At 63.2% G+C, this 15,226-nt stretch carries 13 protein-coding genes; 11 read left to right on the top strand and 2 right to left on the bottom strand.

Annotation, left to right across the window (positions count from 1 at the left end):
- The first annotated feature begins 14 nt into the window (after positions 1-14).
- From ileS to RNA01_RS10120, 4 genes are all read left to right on the top strand, one after another.
- Complete coding sequence (gene ileS / locus RNA01_RS10135) at positions 15-3,038, top strand: isoleucine--tRNA ligase (protein WP_371864058.1); 3,024 nt, start codon at positions 15-17, stop codon at positions 3,036-3,038.
- Between the two features lie 136 nt (positions 3,039-3,174).
- Positions 3,175-3,801 (top strand): hypothetical protein, encoded by a 627-nt coding sequence (locus RNA01_RS10130; protein WP_147180072.1) that lies wholly within the window; start codon positions 3,175-3,177, stop codon positions 3,799-3,801.
- A gap of 85 nt (positions 3,802-3,886) precedes the next feature.
- On the top strand, positions 3,887-4,366 hold the full coding sequence (locus RNA01_RS10125; protein ID WP_147180071.1) for a GNAT family N-acetyltransferase: 480 nt from the start codon (positions 3,887-3,889) through the stop codon (positions 4,364-4,366).
- A 72-nt stretch (positions 4,367-4,438) separates the two neighbouring features.
- A complete protein-coding gene (locus tag RNA01_RS10120) occupies positions 4,439-5,239 on the top strand; it encodes a GGDEF domain-containing protein (protein WP_147180069.1) in 801 nt (266 codons plus the stop codon).
- 80 nt (positions 5,240-5,319) lie between these two features.
- On the opposite strand, the gene RNA01_RS10115 is transcribed toward RNA01_RS10120, so the two are convergent.
- A complete protein-coding gene (locus RNA01_RS10115) occupies positions 5,320-5,757 on the bottom strand; it encodes a nucleoside deaminase (RefSeq protein WP_284728043.1) in 438 nt (145 codons plus the stop codon).
- Positions 5,758-5,848: 91 nt separating this feature from the next.
- Here RNA01_RS10115 and RNA01_RS10110 point away from each other — a divergent pair, with 91 nt between their 5' ends.
- Genes RNA01_RS10110 through RNA01_RS10100 form a run of 3 tightly spaced genes read left to right on the top strand, consistent with a single transcriptional unit; the run spans position 5,849 to position 9,307 of the window.
- Positions 5,849-7,828 (top strand): pseudouridine synthase, encoded by a 1,980-nt coding sequence (locus RNA01_RS10110; RefSeq protein WP_147180065.1) that lies wholly within the window; start codon positions 5,849-5,851, stop codon positions 7,826-7,828.
- 6 nt (positions 7,829-7,834) lie between these two features.
- Complete coding sequence (rsmD, locus tag RNA01_RS10105; RefSeq protein ID WP_147180063.1) at positions 7,835-8,395, top strand: 16S rRNA (guanine(966)-N(2))-methyltransferase RsmD; 561 nt, start codon at positions 7,835-7,837, stop codon at positions 8,393-8,395.
- A gap of 24 nt (positions 8,396-8,419) precedes the next feature.
- The gene (locus tag RNA01_RS10100; RefSeq protein ID WP_147180061.1) at positions 8,420-9,307 is read left to right on the top strand and encodes a patatin-like phospholipase family protein; all 888 of its coding nucleotides are present in this window, start codon (positions 8,420-8,422) and stop codon (positions 9,305-9,307) included.
- 8 nt (positions 9,308-9,315) lie between these two features.
- Here RNA01_RS10100 and RNA01_RS10095 read toward each other — a convergent pair whose 3' ends face one another.
- Positions 9,316-11,127, bottom strand: coding sequence for a monovalent cation:proton antiporter-2 (CPA2) family protein (locus RNA01_RS10095; RefSeq protein WP_147180059.1), 1,812 nt, complete (start codon positions 11,125-11,127; stop codon positions 9,316-9,318).
- Between the two features lie 108 nt (positions 11,128-11,235).
- On the opposite strand from RNA01_RS10095, the gene RNA01_RS10090 reads away from it, so the two are divergent.
- The 4 genes from RNA01_RS10090 (at position 11,236) to waaA (ending at position 15,222) form a co-directional block, all read left to right on the top strand.
- On the top strand, positions 11,236-12,582 hold the full coding sequence (locus RNA01_RS10090; protein WP_147180215.1) for a TldD/PmbA family protein: 1,347 nt from the start codon (positions 11,236-11,238) through the stop codon (positions 12,580-12,582).
- Positions 12,583-12,621: 39 nt separating this feature from the next.
- Positions 12,622-13,431 carry a 3'(2'),5'-bisphosphate nucleotidase CysQ gene (locus RNA01_RS10085; RefSeq protein ID WP_147180057.1) on the top strand — a complete coding sequence of 270 codons (810 nt, stop codon included), beginning with the start codon at positions 12,622-12,624 and terminating at the stop codon, positions 13,429-13,431.
- Between the two features lie 62 nt (positions 13,432-13,493).
- Positions 13,494-13,742, top strand: a complete 249-nt coding sequence (locus RNA01_RS10080; RefSeq protein ID WP_147180055.1) for a DUF4170 domain-containing protein — start codon at positions 13,494-13,496, stop codon at positions 13,740-13,742.
- 160 nt (positions 13,743-13,902) lie between these two features.
- Positions 13,903-15,222, top strand: a complete 1,320-nt coding sequence (waaA, locus tag RNA01_RS10075; RefSeq protein ID WP_147180214.1) for a lipid IV(A) 3-deoxy-D-manno-octulosonic acid transferase — start codon at positions 13,903-13,905, stop codon at positions 15,220-15,222.
- Positions 15,223-15,226 lie beyond the last annotated feature (4 nt).

Genomic DNA, 15,226 nt, shown 5'->3' with positions numbered 1-15,226 from the left:
GAATTTCTAGACCAATGCGCGACCCGCTCCGGGCGCCCCTCGATGGCAAGATCATGACCGATACCAATGAAAAAGTAGACTATTCCTCCACCCTCTATCTGCCCCAGACCGAATTCCCGATGCGCGCAGGCCTGCCGCAGAAGGAGCCGGAAATGGCTAAAAAGTGGAAGGACATGGGCCTTTACAAAAAGCTCCGCGCCTCCGCCGCCGGCCGCGAGAAGTTCGTCCTGCACGACGGACCTCCCTATGCCAACGGCAACATCCATATCGGCCATGCGCTGAACAAGGTGCTGAAGGACGTCATCACCCGCTCGTTCCAGATGCGTGGGTTCGATTCGAACTACGTGCCCGGCTGGGACTGCCACGGCCTGCCGATCGAATGGAAGATCGAGGAGGCCTATCGCGCCAAGGGCAAGGACAAGAACGAAGTCCCGATCAATGAGTTCCGCAAGGAATGCCGCGAATTCGCGCAGGGCTGGATCAACACCCAGTCGGAGGAATTTCGCCGTCTCGGCATCGAGGGTGATTTCGACAATCCCTACACCACCATGGCCTTCCACTCCGAAAGCCGCATCGCCGGCGAACTGCTGAAGCTTGCCATGTCCGGTCAGCTCTATCGCGGTTCCAAGCCGATCATGTGGAGCGTGGTGGAGCGCACCGCGCTGGCGGAAGCCGAGGTGGAGTATCATGAGGTCGAAAGCGACACGATCTGGGTGAAGTTCCCGGTGAGAGTATCTGATGGCGCCATTTCGGTTCAGCCTGGAAGCCCTGAAATCGAACGGCATCTCGAGCGCACTGCGCAGTTGATGGGGCCGGTTTCCCCCGATCTGTTCAGGGCATCTGTCGTCATCTGGACCACGACCCCATGGACCATCCCTGGTAACCGCGCGATCTCCTACTCGTCTCGCATCGAGTATGGCCTCTACGAGGTCACCGAGGCGGTGAACGATTTTGGTCCGCAGCCGGGCGAGAAGCTGATCTTCGCCAAACGTCTGGCCGAAGATTGCGCCACCAAGGCCAAGGTTATCTTCAAGCTGATCCGCGATGTGACCGGTATGGAACTCGGCGCGATCACCTGCGCCCACCCGCTGGCCGATATGGGCTACACATTCGACGTCCCCCTGCTCGACGGCGACCACGTCACCGACGACGCCGGCACCGGCTTCGTGCACACCGCGCCGTCCCACGGCCGCGAGGACTTTGAAGCCTGGATGCATCACGCCCGCGAGCTTGAGGCCCGCGGCATCTCGTCGAAAATCCCCTTCACCGTTGGCGATGATGGCTTCTACACCGACGAAGCGCCTGGCTTTGGCCCCTCGGCCGAAGGCGGTGCCGCCCGGGTCATGGATGACAACGGCAAGAAGGGCGATGCCAACAAGCGCGTCATCGAGGCGCTGATCGCCGCCAACAACCTGTTTGCCCGTGGCCGCATCAAGCACGATTATCCGCATTCCTGGCGTTCCAAGAAGCCGATCATCTTCCGCAACACGCCGCAATGGTTCGTCTACATGGACAAGGATCTCGGCGACGGCTCCACGCTGCGCACCCGTGCGCTGAGCGCCATCGACGACACTCGCTTCGTCCCCGCCGCCGGCCAGAACCGCCTGCGCGCCATGATCGAACAGCGCCCGGATTGGGTCCTGTCGCGTCAACGTGCCTGGGGCGTTCCGATCTGCGTCTTCGCCGATGCGGCCGGCAACGTGCTGCAGGACGAGGAGGTCAACAAGCGCATCCTCGAGGCCTTCGAGAAGGAAGGCGCCGATGCCTGGTTCGCCGAAGGCGCTAAGGAACGCTTCCTCGGCAATGCCCATGATGCGGAAAAATGGCTCATGGTCACAGACATCCTCGACGTCTGGTTCGACAGTGGCTGCACGCACACGTTTACGCTCGAGGACCGCCCGGACCTCAAATGGCCTGCCGACGTCTACCTCGAAGGCTCCGACCAGCATCGCGGCTGGTTCCATTCGTCGCTGCTGGAAAGCTGCGCGACGCGCGGCCGTGCGCCCTACAATGCCGTCGTGACCCATGGTTTTACCATGGCGGAAGACGGTCGCAAAATGTCGAAGTCGCTCGGCAATCAGGTCTTCCCGCAGGATGTGATGAACCAGTCCGGCGCCGATATCCTGCGTCTCTGGGTCATGAACACCGACTATTGGGAAGATCAGCGTCTCGGAAAGACGATCATCCAGACCAATATCGATGCCTATCGCAAGATCCGCAACACGGTCCGCTGGATGCTCGGAACGCTGGCCCATGACACCGGCGAGGAGATCGCCTACGCAGATCTGCCGGAACTCGAAAAGCTGATGTTGCATCGCCTGGCCGAACTCGATCAGCTGGTTCGCACCGGCTACGACGAATTCGACTTCAAGCGTATCGTCCGCTCGCTTACCGATTTCGCCAACGTCGAGCTTTCGGCCTTCTACTTCGACATCCGCAAGGACGCGCTCTACTGCGACGCCCCGTCCAGCCATAAGCGCCGCTCGGCTCTCTTCGTCATCCGCAAGCTGTTCGACTGCCTCGTGCTGTGGTTCGCGCCGATGATGCCCTTCACCACGGAAGAGGCCTGGCTATCGCGCGATCCGAACGCGGTATCGGTGCATCTCGAACAGTTCCCGCAAATCCCGGCGGACTGGTCGAACAAGGCGCTGGCCGAGAAGTGGAACAAGGTTCGCACCGTGCGTCGTGCGGTGACCGGCGCGCTGGAAATCGAGCGCAAGGACAAGCGCATCGGTTCGTCGCTGGAAGCGGCCCCGGTCGTACACATTGCCGATCCGGAGCTTCTGGCAGCCATTGAGGACCTCGATTTCGCCGAGATCTGCATCACCTCGGGCATCTCCGTCGTGGCCGGAGACGGTCCGGCGGAGGCCTTCCGTCTGGATGACGGGACCAAGGTCGCGGTCGAGCCGAAACCTGCCGTGGGCACGAAATGCGCGCGCTCCTGGAGGATCACCAGCGACGTCGGCTCCGACCCGGACTATCCGGACGTCTCGGCCCGCGACGCGGCGGCGCTGCGCGAACTGGCCGCCCGCCATTAACGAAATGTTACCGGATGATTTGCGCTTTCGGCGGTCATCCGGTAATTGTGCCTGAAATTGGCCGAATTCTTCGCTCAGGCGAAGATGTAAGACATTCGGCGGAAAGCATAACCAGCGGCGAGGCTCGAAGGCATTCATGAAATCGGCAGATTTGTTCAGAGTTGGCGTCGGGATGGCCGGCCTTTTGCTCGCATGCTCCGCATTGACCGGCTGTGTTGGCAGCCCGACCTACGGCACCGACAAGACCGCCATGGAACAGTTGGTGGACGACGTCGGCTCGGCCGCCTCGATCGGCTCCAGTCCGAACAAGAATAGTGGGATGAAATACAATCCGCGCCCCGCGCTTGTCATGCCGCCGGAAACCGCAAGGACAAATCTGGCCGCACCGCAGCAGTCGCTGGCCGGCAAGGAGAACCCTGCTTGGCTGGAAAGTCCGGAACAGGCGCGTGAGCGTCTCGTCGCCGAAGCGGATGCCAATGCCGATAACCCGCGCTATCGTTCGCCGCTGCTCGCCGGCTACGGGACCAATGGAACGATGACTGAAAGCCAGAAGTGGCAGGCCTTCCGCGATGCCCGCAAGCAGCAGAAGGGCGCCTATCTCGATCAGCGTCGCTACCTTTCCGATCCGCCGACCGAATATCGCAAGGCTGATGAGGCGGCCCTCACGGACCTTGGCGAACCCGAAGCCACGAAGGAAAAGCGCCGCAAGAAGATGGCCAAGGCCGCCGGCCAGGAACGGCACTGGTGGCTGCCCTTCCAATAGGCCTTGCGGCTTCGACGATTTGACGACAAGGGTGGGCCGGAAACGACCTGCCCTTTTTCATGCCTGGACGATTTGAGGAGCTTTGATGAATTTCACCATTCGCGCTGCGACGCCGGACGACGTTGCGACCATCCTTCGTTTCATCACCGAGCTGGCGGTTTTCGAGAAAGCCGGCCACGAGGTGGAGGCGACGGAAGATAGCCTCAAGGTCTCGTTGTTCGGCCCGGCTTCGGTGACGGAGGCGGCGATCCTGGAGGTCGATGGCGTAGCCGCCGGTTTTGCCGTCTGGTTCTTCAATTATTCCACCTGGCAGGCTCGAAACGGCCTTTATCTCGAGGATCTCTATGTCTCGCCGGATTACCGGGGCTCAGGCGCCGGCAAGCTGTTGCTGCGCCATATGGCGAAGCGGGCGGTGGAAAAAGGGTGCGGCCGGTTCGAATGGAGCGTGCTGGACTGGAACGCGCCGGCGATCAGCGTCTATGATGCGATCGGTGCCGAGCCGCAGACCGAATGGATCCGCTACCGGCTCACGGGCGACAAGCTGAAGGAATTCGCGGCGGGCTGATGTCCGGCGGCTTTCAGCTCAAGGCTCTCATGATGTCATGTTAGACTAACTTGCGATCGGCTAGCGTGCGCCATGTTCGGGATCGGTAAAAATACATGGGTCAAGTCAGCGGTCGCCACAGTGGCCTCCGTGGTCGCTTCCGTGTCCATCGTCCTGCTGCTTGTGCCCTTGCTGGGTGGCCATCCCGATGGTCCGGGCTTCTGGATGAGCGTGTTCTGCCCACTTGTTATTGGCGGACCGGCCAGCCTCTGGCAGTTTCACCAGAAGGACATTATCGTGCGCCAGCGCGACGAACTGGCCCGCATGCATGTCGAACTGGAGGATATGCATAGCGAGCTCAGCCGCCTGCATGAGGACCTGCGTTTCAGGGCGCGGCGGGACGCGCTGACCGGCGGTCTTAACCGCGAGGCGCTGTTTTCAGCGCTCGGTGCGCTCGCCCGCACCCACCGCGGCCCGGCGACCCTGCTGGTTGCCGATGCCGATCATTTCAAGCGCATCAACGATGTCTTCGGCCATCTCGCCGGCGACGAGGCCCTGCGCCGGATCGCGGCTTGCATAGCGGAGATGACCACTGGCGGCGACATCTGGGGGCGGATCGGTGGCGAGGAGTTTGTCGTGTTCCTGCATTCCTCCGGAGCGGAGCGGGCGGGTGTCATCGCCGATGCCATCCGTCGCGCCGTCGCGGCGATAGACCTCACGGTCGACGGAAAATCTGTGTCGGTTACGGTCAGCATCGGGGCGGCATCCGTCGTCGACGCTTTTGACCCGGTCGATCTCTTTCGCCGGGCCGATGAGTATCTTTATCGGGCCAAGGGCGGCGGCCGTGACCGGATCGTCCTCGACGGGCGGGAACTAGATCCTCTTCCGGTCTGACCTTGCCGCGCCAGCGTCGTCGCTGGTGCCGGACGATGTGCTCATTGCATGGGTGGCTAGCCCGACCCGCGGCAATGGGCTCAAGGCCTTTCCCGCCTGTCCTGGAAGAAGTCTCTCAGCAAAGTGGCGGATTCGCTTTCGCTCAGGCCGGAATAGACCTCGGGCGCATGGTGGCAGGTTGGCTGGGCATAGAAGCGCACGCCATGGTCGACCCCGCCGCCCTTCGGATCCTCGGCGCCATAATAGAGCCTGCGGATGCGGGCAAACGAAATGGCCGCCGCGCACATGGTGCAAGGTTCGAGGGTGACATAGAGATCGGCGCCGGCCAGCCGTTCGTCGCCGATCGCTGTGGCGGCGCGGCGGATGGCGAGTATTTCGGCATGCGCGGTCACGTCATTGAGCGCCCGCGTCTCGTTTCCGGCCCGGGCGACAATCCGCCCGTCGGCGACGACGACTGCGCCGATCGGCACCTCGCCACGCGCGGCGGCACAACGCGCCTCCTCAAGTGCTGCCGCCATGAAGCCGTTCGTCTGCACCACGTTTACAACTTTCCTCTTAACCAATCCGCCCTGACCTGATAGGACAGCCCAAACCACAGGCAAACAACAAATGACATTCAAAGACAAGTCCAGGCGCCCCGGGCCGAAAACGTCCGACCGTGGCGGCAAGCCGCTTACCCGCAAGCCGAGCTCGGCATCTGACAAGCCAGCGCCGAAAATGGCCAGGGCCCAGGTCCCGGCCGTGACCGATGACGGCGTAAAGCCCGAGCGCATTTCCAAGCTCCTCGCCCGCGCCGGTGTCGCCTCGCGTCGAGACATCGAGCGCATGGTGATGGAAGGCAGGGTCTCGCTGAACGGCAAGGTGCTCGACACCCCTGTCGTCAACGCCACCTTTGCCGACACCATCGAGGTCGATGGTCAGCCGATCCGCGGCATCGAACGCACCCGTCTCTGGCTCTACCACAAGCCGGCCGGCCTGGTGACGACCAATGCCGATCCGGAAGGCCGTTCGACGGTGTTCGATAATCTGCCGGAAGAGCTTCCGCGCGTCATGTCCATCGGCCGCCTCGACATCAATACCGAGGGACTTCTGCTGCTCACCAACGACGGCGGTCTCGCCCGCGTTTTGGAACTGCCGACCACCGGCTGGCTGCGTCGCTACCGCGTCCGCGCCTATGGTGAGATCGACCAGGCGGGGCTCGACAAGCTGAAGGACGGCATTGCCGTCGACGGCGTGCTCTACGGCTCGATCGATGCTACACTCGACCGCACCCAGGGCCACAATGTCTGGATCACCATGGGCCTTCGTGAGGGCAAGAACCGCGAGATCAAGAACGTGCTTGGCGCGCTCGGTCTGGAGGTCAACCGCCTGATCCGCATTTCCTATGGTCCTTTCCAGCTCGGCGATCTGCCGGAGGGCAAGGTGATCGAGGTGCGTGGTCGCATGCTGCGCGATCAGCTCGGCCCTCGTCTGATCGAGGAGGCCAAGGCCAATTTCGACGCGCCGATCTTCGATCACAGCGGTGATGACGACGAGGACGACGTCGCGTCCGCCAAGGCGAGGCCGGTGAAATCCGAATGGGCGCGTGAGGAAAAGCCCCGGTACGAGGGTAAGCGCGAAGATCATCGCGAGCGGGCGCTCGACCGTCTCGATACACGACGTGACGACGCGCGCGGCAAGCCGCAAGGCAAGCGCCCGGGCGACGACCGTCGCAAGGGTGACTTCGCCGGCAAGCGCGAGACGCGCGGCGATGATCGACGTGGCGGCGGCTTCGGCGATGGCCCCGACAAGCCGCAGCGCCGTACGCCCGGCTCGTCGCGTACCGCCAATGTCTGGATGGCACCCGGCGCGCGTCCGGTCTCTGAAAAGAAGGCGGGTGAGACCGCCGCTGCGGAAAAGCGCCCGTCACGCGCTCGTCCGGATGGCGCACCCGACAAGCGCTACGGGCGCACGAAAGACGGCAAGCCGACCAAATCGGCGAACCGCTTCGATCCCGACCGCAAGGGCAAGCCCGACTACGGCCGTCCCGATCCGGGGCCGCGCGTGCTGGTCAGCCGCACGCGTGATGCGGAGGGCGAATGGATCCGTGCCGAAGAACCTGCCCGTGGCAGGGGTGATGAGGGCGCCAAGCGCGGCTTTGGCGGCCGTCCCGATCGGGGTGACCGTTCCGAGCGTCTGGCCCGTGGTGGTGATCGCCCCTTCGGTGATCGTCCCCGTGGCGAAAGATCCTTCGGCGACCGGCCGCGCGACGATCGTCCCCGTGATGCACGCCCGCGCGATGACCGTCCTCGTGGCGACCGGCCGTTTGGCGATAAGCCGCGTGGCCCACGCAATAATGATAGCCGCCCGGCAGCTGACCGGCCGTTCGGTGACAAACCGAGGGCGCCGCGTAGCGCCGACAGCCGTCCGGCGGGAGACCGCCCGTTTGGCGACAAGCCCAGGGGCGCAAAGCCTTTCTGCGGCAAGCCGGCCGGCAAGTCGTTTGGTGGAAAACCTGGTGGGGCAAAGCCCTTCTCCGGCAAGCCCGGTGGACGCAGCGGCGGTGGCAAGCCGTCCGGCGGCCGGGGACCTGCCAAGGGCAAGAGGTAAGCCGCGGTGCGGATCGTCGGCGGTGAGTTTCGCGGTCGTTCCCTGGCCGCGCCGAAGTCCAATGACATCCGGCCGACCACCGACCGGACGCGCGAGAGCCTGTTCAACATTCTGGCGCACGCCCATCCGGGCGTGCTCGATGCGACCCGCGTGCTCGACCTCTTCGCCGGCACGGGCGCCGTCGGCATAGAGGCGCTGTCGCGCGGGGCGAAATCGGCGCTTTTCGTCGAGAATAGCGTCGAGGGCCGCAGCCTGCTGTGGGAAAATATCGATGCTCTCGGCCTGCACGGCCGGGCTCGCATGCTGCGCCGAGACGCAACCCAGTTGGGCACCGCTTCCAATATCGAGCCCTTTGACCTGGTTTTCGCCGATCCTCCCTATGGTAAGGGGCTTGGCGAGAAAGCGCTGTTCTCCGCCCATTCCGGCGGTTGGCTCAAGCCGGAGGCAATCGTCCTGCTCGAGGAGCGGGCCGATGTCGAGGTGCTTGTTGACCCCGTCTTCCGATTCATCGAGGAGCGCAGCTTCGGTGACACGAAAATGTACTTCTTCTCCTATAGGCCTGCCTGACGTTCCACCTGGGAAGGCTCTGCCATGCAAGATGAGAATGCTCTGACCGTCACCGTGCCGCCGCCCCTGCTGCCGGCGGGCGGACCGACGATCGGTCTGGCGCTTGGTGCCGGCGGCGCGCGGGGCTTCGCCCAGATCCCGGTCATCGAAGCGTTTGACGAACTGGGCCTCAAGCCGGTGGTGATCATCGGGTCATCCATGGGTGCCATTCTGGGGGCCGGTATGGCGGCCGGCATGACGGGCAGGGAGATCCGCGACTACACGGTGGAAACCATCGGCCACCGTGCCACGGTGGTGAGCCGGCTGTGGGGGCTGGGGCCTTCGACCATGCGCGATGCGCTGGGCGGCTTCAAGCTTGGCCAGTTCAATCTGGAACGCATTCTCAAGGCGTTCCTTCCCAAGCAGATTCCGGCAGATTTCTCCGCGCTCGAGATCCCGTTCAAGGCCATTGCCACGGACTATTACGGTCAGTGTGAGGTGGTTTGCGATAGCGGTGATCTCTACGAGGCGCTCGCGGCCTCGGCGGCCATTCCGGCTCTGTTCATGCCGATCCAGCGCGACGGGCGATTGATGGTCGATGGCGGTATCTTCAATCCCGTGCCCTATGACCATCTGGGCGGTCTGGCGGACATCGTCGTCGGCGTTGACGTGATTGGTGGCCCGGATACGGCGGGCAACTTCGTGCCGAACCGGATCGACAGCCTGCTCGGCGCAACCCAATTGCTCATGCAGTCGAATGTCGCGCTGAAGATGAAGCTCTGCCAACCGGATATCTATTTGCGGCCCGAGGTCAACGCTTTCCGCGTGCTCGATCTCCTGAAAGCCCGTCAGATCATTGAGGAGAACGAGGTGATCAAGGACCAGTTCAAGCGCGAGCTTGACGCGCGGATCGAGGATTTCATCCGCCGCTGAGACATCGATCAGGCGCCGTTGTCTTCCGCGCCGGCCCCCTGAGCCTCCGGCAGAGCCGTCGCGCGTTTCGGCTTGACCAGCGGTTCGGGCCGAACCGGGCGGTTATGCAGCATGTGGTGACCGGCATGCAGTCCGTCGGCCACCTGGATCTTCAGTCGCTCCTCGTCGCGGCGGCGAATGTCCTCGCCGATCGCATAGGCCTCATCCTGGCTGACACCCAGCGTCTCAATCGTGCGGCGACCGAAAAGAAGCCCCGATTCCAACGTCTCGCGCAGTTCATAATCGACATCACGCTTTCTCAGCGAAATGCTGTGAACGCGGTCATAGGCGCGCACGAACAGTCGCACGTCGTGATATTCGTCCCGGATCAGGTCGACGATGCGGTCCGTTGTCTCGCGTTTTTGGGTGCACACGGCGACGATCTTCGCCCGCTCGATGCCGGCGGCCCGAAGCACGTCGAGCCTGCAGCCATCGCCGAAATAGATGCGGAAACCGAAGGAGGCGGCCTGGCGGATGCGGTCGGCCGAATCGTCGATGATCGTCACGTCCCGGCCGCTGGCGAGCAGGATCTGGGCGGCGATCTGGGCAAAGCGGGAGAAGCCGATGATCAGCACGTCGGACCCGGCGCCCTCGAAGTCCTCCTCAATCTCCTCGCGCGCCTCCTCCCGGATCAGGCGACGGGTGACCAGGGAAGCCAATGGCATCAACGCCATGGACAGGGTGACGATTGCGATCAGCAGGGACGAGGTGCTGGCGCTGATCAGCCCCGCGACCGCGGCGGTGGTGAAGAGGACGAAGCCGAATTCGCCGCCTTGCGGCAAGAGCAGCGCAATGCGGATCGCATCGTCATGGCCCGAGCCGGTCAGTCGGCACAGCCCGTAGAGTATGAGCGCCTTGATCGCCATCAATGCTGGCACGGCGATCAGGACCACGGCGAGATTGTTCCAGATCACGTCGAGCTGCATCGACAACCCGACCGCCATGAAGAACAGGGCGAGAAGCAGGCCGCGAAACGGCTCGATATCCGCCTCCAGTTCATGTCGGTATGAGGATTCGGCCAGCATCACGCCCGAGAGGAAGGCGCCCATCGCCATCGACAGACCGGCCAGCTGCATCAGCATGGCAGATCCCATGACGACGAAGAGGGCGGTTGCGATCATCACCTCGCGCGCGCCGGTGCGGGCGATGACCTGGAATAGCGGCGTGAGCAAGAACCGTCCGGCGACGATCGTCGCGACGATCGCGCCGACCGAGAGGGCGATGTCGACAATGGCGGACTGCCCGTCGCCCTCGACGCTGCCACCGAGGATCGAGACCATGGCGAGCAAGGGCACGATGGCGATGTCCTGCAGCAGCAGGATCGAAAAGCTTCTCTGTCCGTGTCGGCTGTTCATCTCGCCGTTGCCGTTGAGGGTCTGCAGCGCGAAAGCGGTCGAGGACAGCGCCAAGCCGAATCCGGCCACCAGCGCGCCGCGCCAGTCCGCAAGACCGGTGGCGATGCAGGCCCCGGTCAGCACGAGGCCCGTCAGCACCACCTGGGCGGTGCCGAGGCCGAATATGTCATGGCGCATGTGCCACAGGCGCGTGGGTTTCAGCTCAAGGCCGATGATGAACAGCAGGAAGACGACCCCGAGCTCCGCCACGGCAAGAATATCTTCCGCGTCGGAGATGAGATGCGCGATCGGCCCGATCAGCACCCCGGCGGCGAGATAGCCGAGCACCGTGCCCAGCCCGAGCTTGCGAAAGAGGGGAGCCGCGACGATGGCGCCGCCAAGCAGCAGCAGCGTTTCCGTGAAAAGCGCCTCGGCTCCTGTCGACAATCCCTGACTCTCCTGCGTTTGTGATCGCTTGTGGCCGGTGAATCACCGGGCGACCCTTGATGCCTTCCGTAATGCACAATAAATGGAGCGGGAATGAAAGGCCAAAACATGTCCAGCCAGATCGATTCCGTCAGCCTCCTCTCCCGCGCCGAGGAACTCGTCGCGCTTGCCCGCAAGGCCGGTGCCGACAGCGCCGATGCCGTGGTCGTCCGCTCCCGCTCGACTTCGGTCAGCGTCCGCCTCGGCAAGGTCGAGCAGACCGATGCGTCCGAGAGCGACGATTTTTCGCTCCGGGTGTTCATCGGCAAGCAGGTGGCCAGCGTTTCGGCCAACCCCGGCTTCGATCTCAGGGCGCTCGCCGAGCGCGCTGTCGCCATGGCCAGGGTCTCTCCGGAAGATCCTTTCGCCGGCCTCGCCGACGAGGGCGATCTCGCCCGCTCGGCCCTCGATCTTGAGCTGTTCGATCCGACTGAAGTGTCGAGCGATATGTTGCGTGAGGCTGCTCTTTCGATGGAGGCCGCCGCTCTCGGCGTCGATGGCGTGAGCAACTCTGCCGGAGCCAGCGCATCCGCCGGCATGGGCGGCATGGTTCTTGTCACCTCGCACGGCTTTTCCGGCAGTTACATGGCTTCCCGGTTCAGCTGTTCGGTCGGCGTGATCGCCGGCGAGGGCACAGGAATGGAGCGCGATCACGATTTCGACAGCCGTCTCTATTTCGGCGAGCTGGATACGCCGGAAGCGATCGGCCGTCGCGCCGGCGAACGTGTGGTCAAGCGGCTCAATCCGCGCCAGGTGCCGACCGGCAAGGATCTGACCGTGGTTTTCGATCCGCGCGTCGCCCGTGGTTTCGTGGGCCATATTGCCGGCGCCATCAATGGCGCTTCGGTCGCCCGCAAGACATCCTTCCTGCGAGACCGAATGGGCCAGCAGGTGCTGAAAGCCGGGCTCAACGTCACCGACGATCCGCTCAAGATCCGCGGCTCTGCCTCTAGGCCCTTCGACGGCGAGGGCGTGCGCGGCGAGAAACTGGCGATGATCGAGGATGGTGTTCTGCGGCACTGGTTCCTGTCGTCGTCCGTCGCCCGCGAGCTTGGCCTCCACACCAATGGCCGTGGTGCCCGGGGCGGTACGTCGGTGTCCCCGACCTCCACCAATCTGGCGCTGGAACCCGGAATGATTTCGCCCGAGGACCTGATCCGCCAGGTCGGCAATGGTTTTTACGTGACCGAACTGATTGGCCAGGGCGTCGATATGATTACTGGCGAGTACAGCCGTGGCGCGACGGGCTTCTGGATCGAAAACGGCGAGCTTGCCTATCCGGTCTCCGAAGTGACGATCGCCTCCAATCTCAAGGACATGTTCATGCGGGTCACGCCGGCCAATGACATCGACCGCAAGTTCGGAGTCGCTGCGCCAACCATCGCCATCGAAGGCATGACGCTGGCCGGACGCTGACGGCCGGCCAAGCGCAGTACCACGCTGAAAGAGAGAAGAATGACAGGCACGACGAGCTTCGACTGGCAGGCGGATATGGCGTTGATCACGACGGCCGCGCGCGAAGCCGGCACAGTGGCGCTCAGCTATTTCGGCCAGTCGCCGGAAGTCTGGTGGAAGAACGAGGGGCATTCACCGGTCAGCGCCGCCGACTATGCCGCCAACCGCTGTCTGGAAGAGCAATTGCGCAAGGCCCGTCCGGACTACGGCTGGCTGTCGGAGGAGACCGATGATGATCCGGCGCGGCTCGATTGCGAGACGCTTTTCATCGTCGATCCGATCGACGGTACGCGCGCCTTCATCAACAACCGCAAGACATGGTGTGTCAGTGTCGCCGTGGTCCATCAGGGCAAGCCGGTTGCCGGAGTGCTGGTCGCGCCCGCGCTCGATGAGGAGTTCACGGCTTATAGCGATGGGCCGGCGCTGAAGAACGGCCAGCCGATCACGGTCGCGCCACACCGCCCGGACGACCGCTTGCGCGTCGCGACCCCGCAGGACATTGTTTCAGCCTTCGATGCCCAGATCCGCACCCGCATCGAACGCGTTGAGCATATCCCTTCGCTGGCCTATCGTCTTGCCATGGTGGCCGAGGGCCGTATCGACGCCACCTTGGTCAAGCGCAACTCGCATGACTGGGATCTCGCCGCAGCCGATCTCATCTTGAAGCGTGCCGGAGGAAGTCTCGTCGATCTTGCCGGCGCGCCGCTTTGCTATAACCGGGCCGATGTCAGCCATGGCGAGCTGTGTGCGGCCATTGATGCGGAACTGCCGGACCTTCTCAAACACCTGCTCCTGCTGCCGCACGGTTGACCTTTGCCTGTAAATCGAGCAGAGGAAGGCGGGAGATAATCCGAAATTGAAAGAAATCGAGAATGACGGAATCCAGCGATAGCAAGCAGCTTCTTCACCTCGTCTTCGGCGGCGAATTGTCGAGCCTGGAAGACGTCCAGTTCCGCGATCTGAACAGCCTCGACATCGTCGGTATCTTCCCCGACTATGCCAGCGCGCTCGCGGCTTGGAAGTCCAAGGCCCAGCAGACTGTCGATAATGCCCATATGCGCTACTTCATCGTGCATATGCACCGCCTGCTGACCCCGGGTGGTACGACCATCGAGAGCTAATGACTTTTTTTTGGTAACGGCCTGTGGATGACCTCCCCGGCCGTTGCCGTATGTCACTTTTAAAACGTAGTTTTGAAGCATCAGAAGTTTTCTGCGTAGCCACCCCCGGAAAGGGCGAAATGGCGTTCATGATGAACAGGAACGGTTCCCAACAATGGCGATGAGCGACGGTCTGGCATCGTTGATCATAGCGTCTTACGGCTGGGCGGGCATTGCCGCCTATCCGCTGACGGGGCCTCTGTTGGCCCTTCGTGCCGCCAAGGGCAAGGAAGATCGCACGCGTCGGCTGGAGCGTTTCGGCTATCCGGCAATTGATCGGCCGGCCGGTCCGCTCGTCTGGATGCATGCCGCAAGTGTCGGCGAGACACTTGCCATCGTGCCTTTGATGCGGGAATTGCGTCGCCGCGACATCAACGTCCTTTTGACCACCGGCACTGTTACATCGGCCGAACTCGCCCGTTTCCGGCTCGACGGTGAGATCATGCACCAATACGTGCCGCTTGACGTGAGGCCGGCGGTGCGTCGTTTCCTCGATTATTGGCGGCCGGATGTCGCTATATCGGTGGAGTCGGAGATCTGGCCGACTACGCTTATGGAACTCAGCAAGCGGCATATTCCGCAAATCCTGGTCAACGCCCGCATCTCGGACCGTTCGTTCTCGCGCTGGCAGCGCCATTTGTCGGTCGCTGAGGCTCTGTTCTCCCGATTGGCGCTGGTGATCGCCCAGTCCGATCTCGACGCCGAGCGTTTCCGCGATCTCGGCGCCTGGCCGGTCAACGTATCCGGCAATATCAAAGTCGATGGCGATGCGCCGCCCTGCGATGAGGCGGTTCTGGAGCGCTATCGTCAGCAGATTGGCGACCGCAAGACCTGGGCGGCGATCTCGACCTTCGATGGCGAGGAAAAGATCGCCGGCATGGTGCACCGCGCGCTCAAGGCTCATATCGGTCTCTTGTCGATTGTCGTGCCGCGCCACCCAGAGCGTGCCGACGAGATCGAGGCCATGTTGATCGAGAAGGGGCTGAAGGTCGCGCGCCGGACGCGTGATGACGTCGTAACTCCGGACGTCGATGTCTTTCTTGGCGATACGATCGGCGAAATGGGCCTTTACCTGCGTCTGACCGAAGTCGCCTTCGTCGGCCGCTCGCTGACCGGGGAGGGTGGACAGAACCCGCTGGAACCGGCCATGCTCGGTTGCGCCGTGCTTGCCGGCCCGAAGGTCGGGAATTTCCGCGAGAGCTATCAGCGCCTCGTGCGCAATGGCAGTGCCCGCATCGTGCGCGACGCCGAAATGTTGGCCAAGGCGGTGCATTTCCTCCTGTCCAATGATCTGGCCCGCCACAAGATGATCGATGCCGGCATGGAGAGCATGCAGGAAATGCGCGGAGCACTGGCCGCGACGGTCAAAGGGCTGGAGCCCTATATCAACCCGCTCACGGTTCAGGCGAGGCTTGAGCCGCGCTCCGCCGGCCGCGCCTGAAGTC

Source organism: Paenirhizobium naphthalenivorans (assembly GCF_007992095.1).
In the GTDB taxonomy this organism is placed as follows: domain Bacteria; phylum Pseudomonadota; class Alphaproteobacteria; order Rhizobiales; family Rhizobiaceae; genus Allorhizobium; species Allorhizobium naphthalenivorans.
The sequence above is the reverse complement of the archived record's forward strand: the minus strand, read 5'-3'. Positions and strand labels throughout refer to the sequence as shown.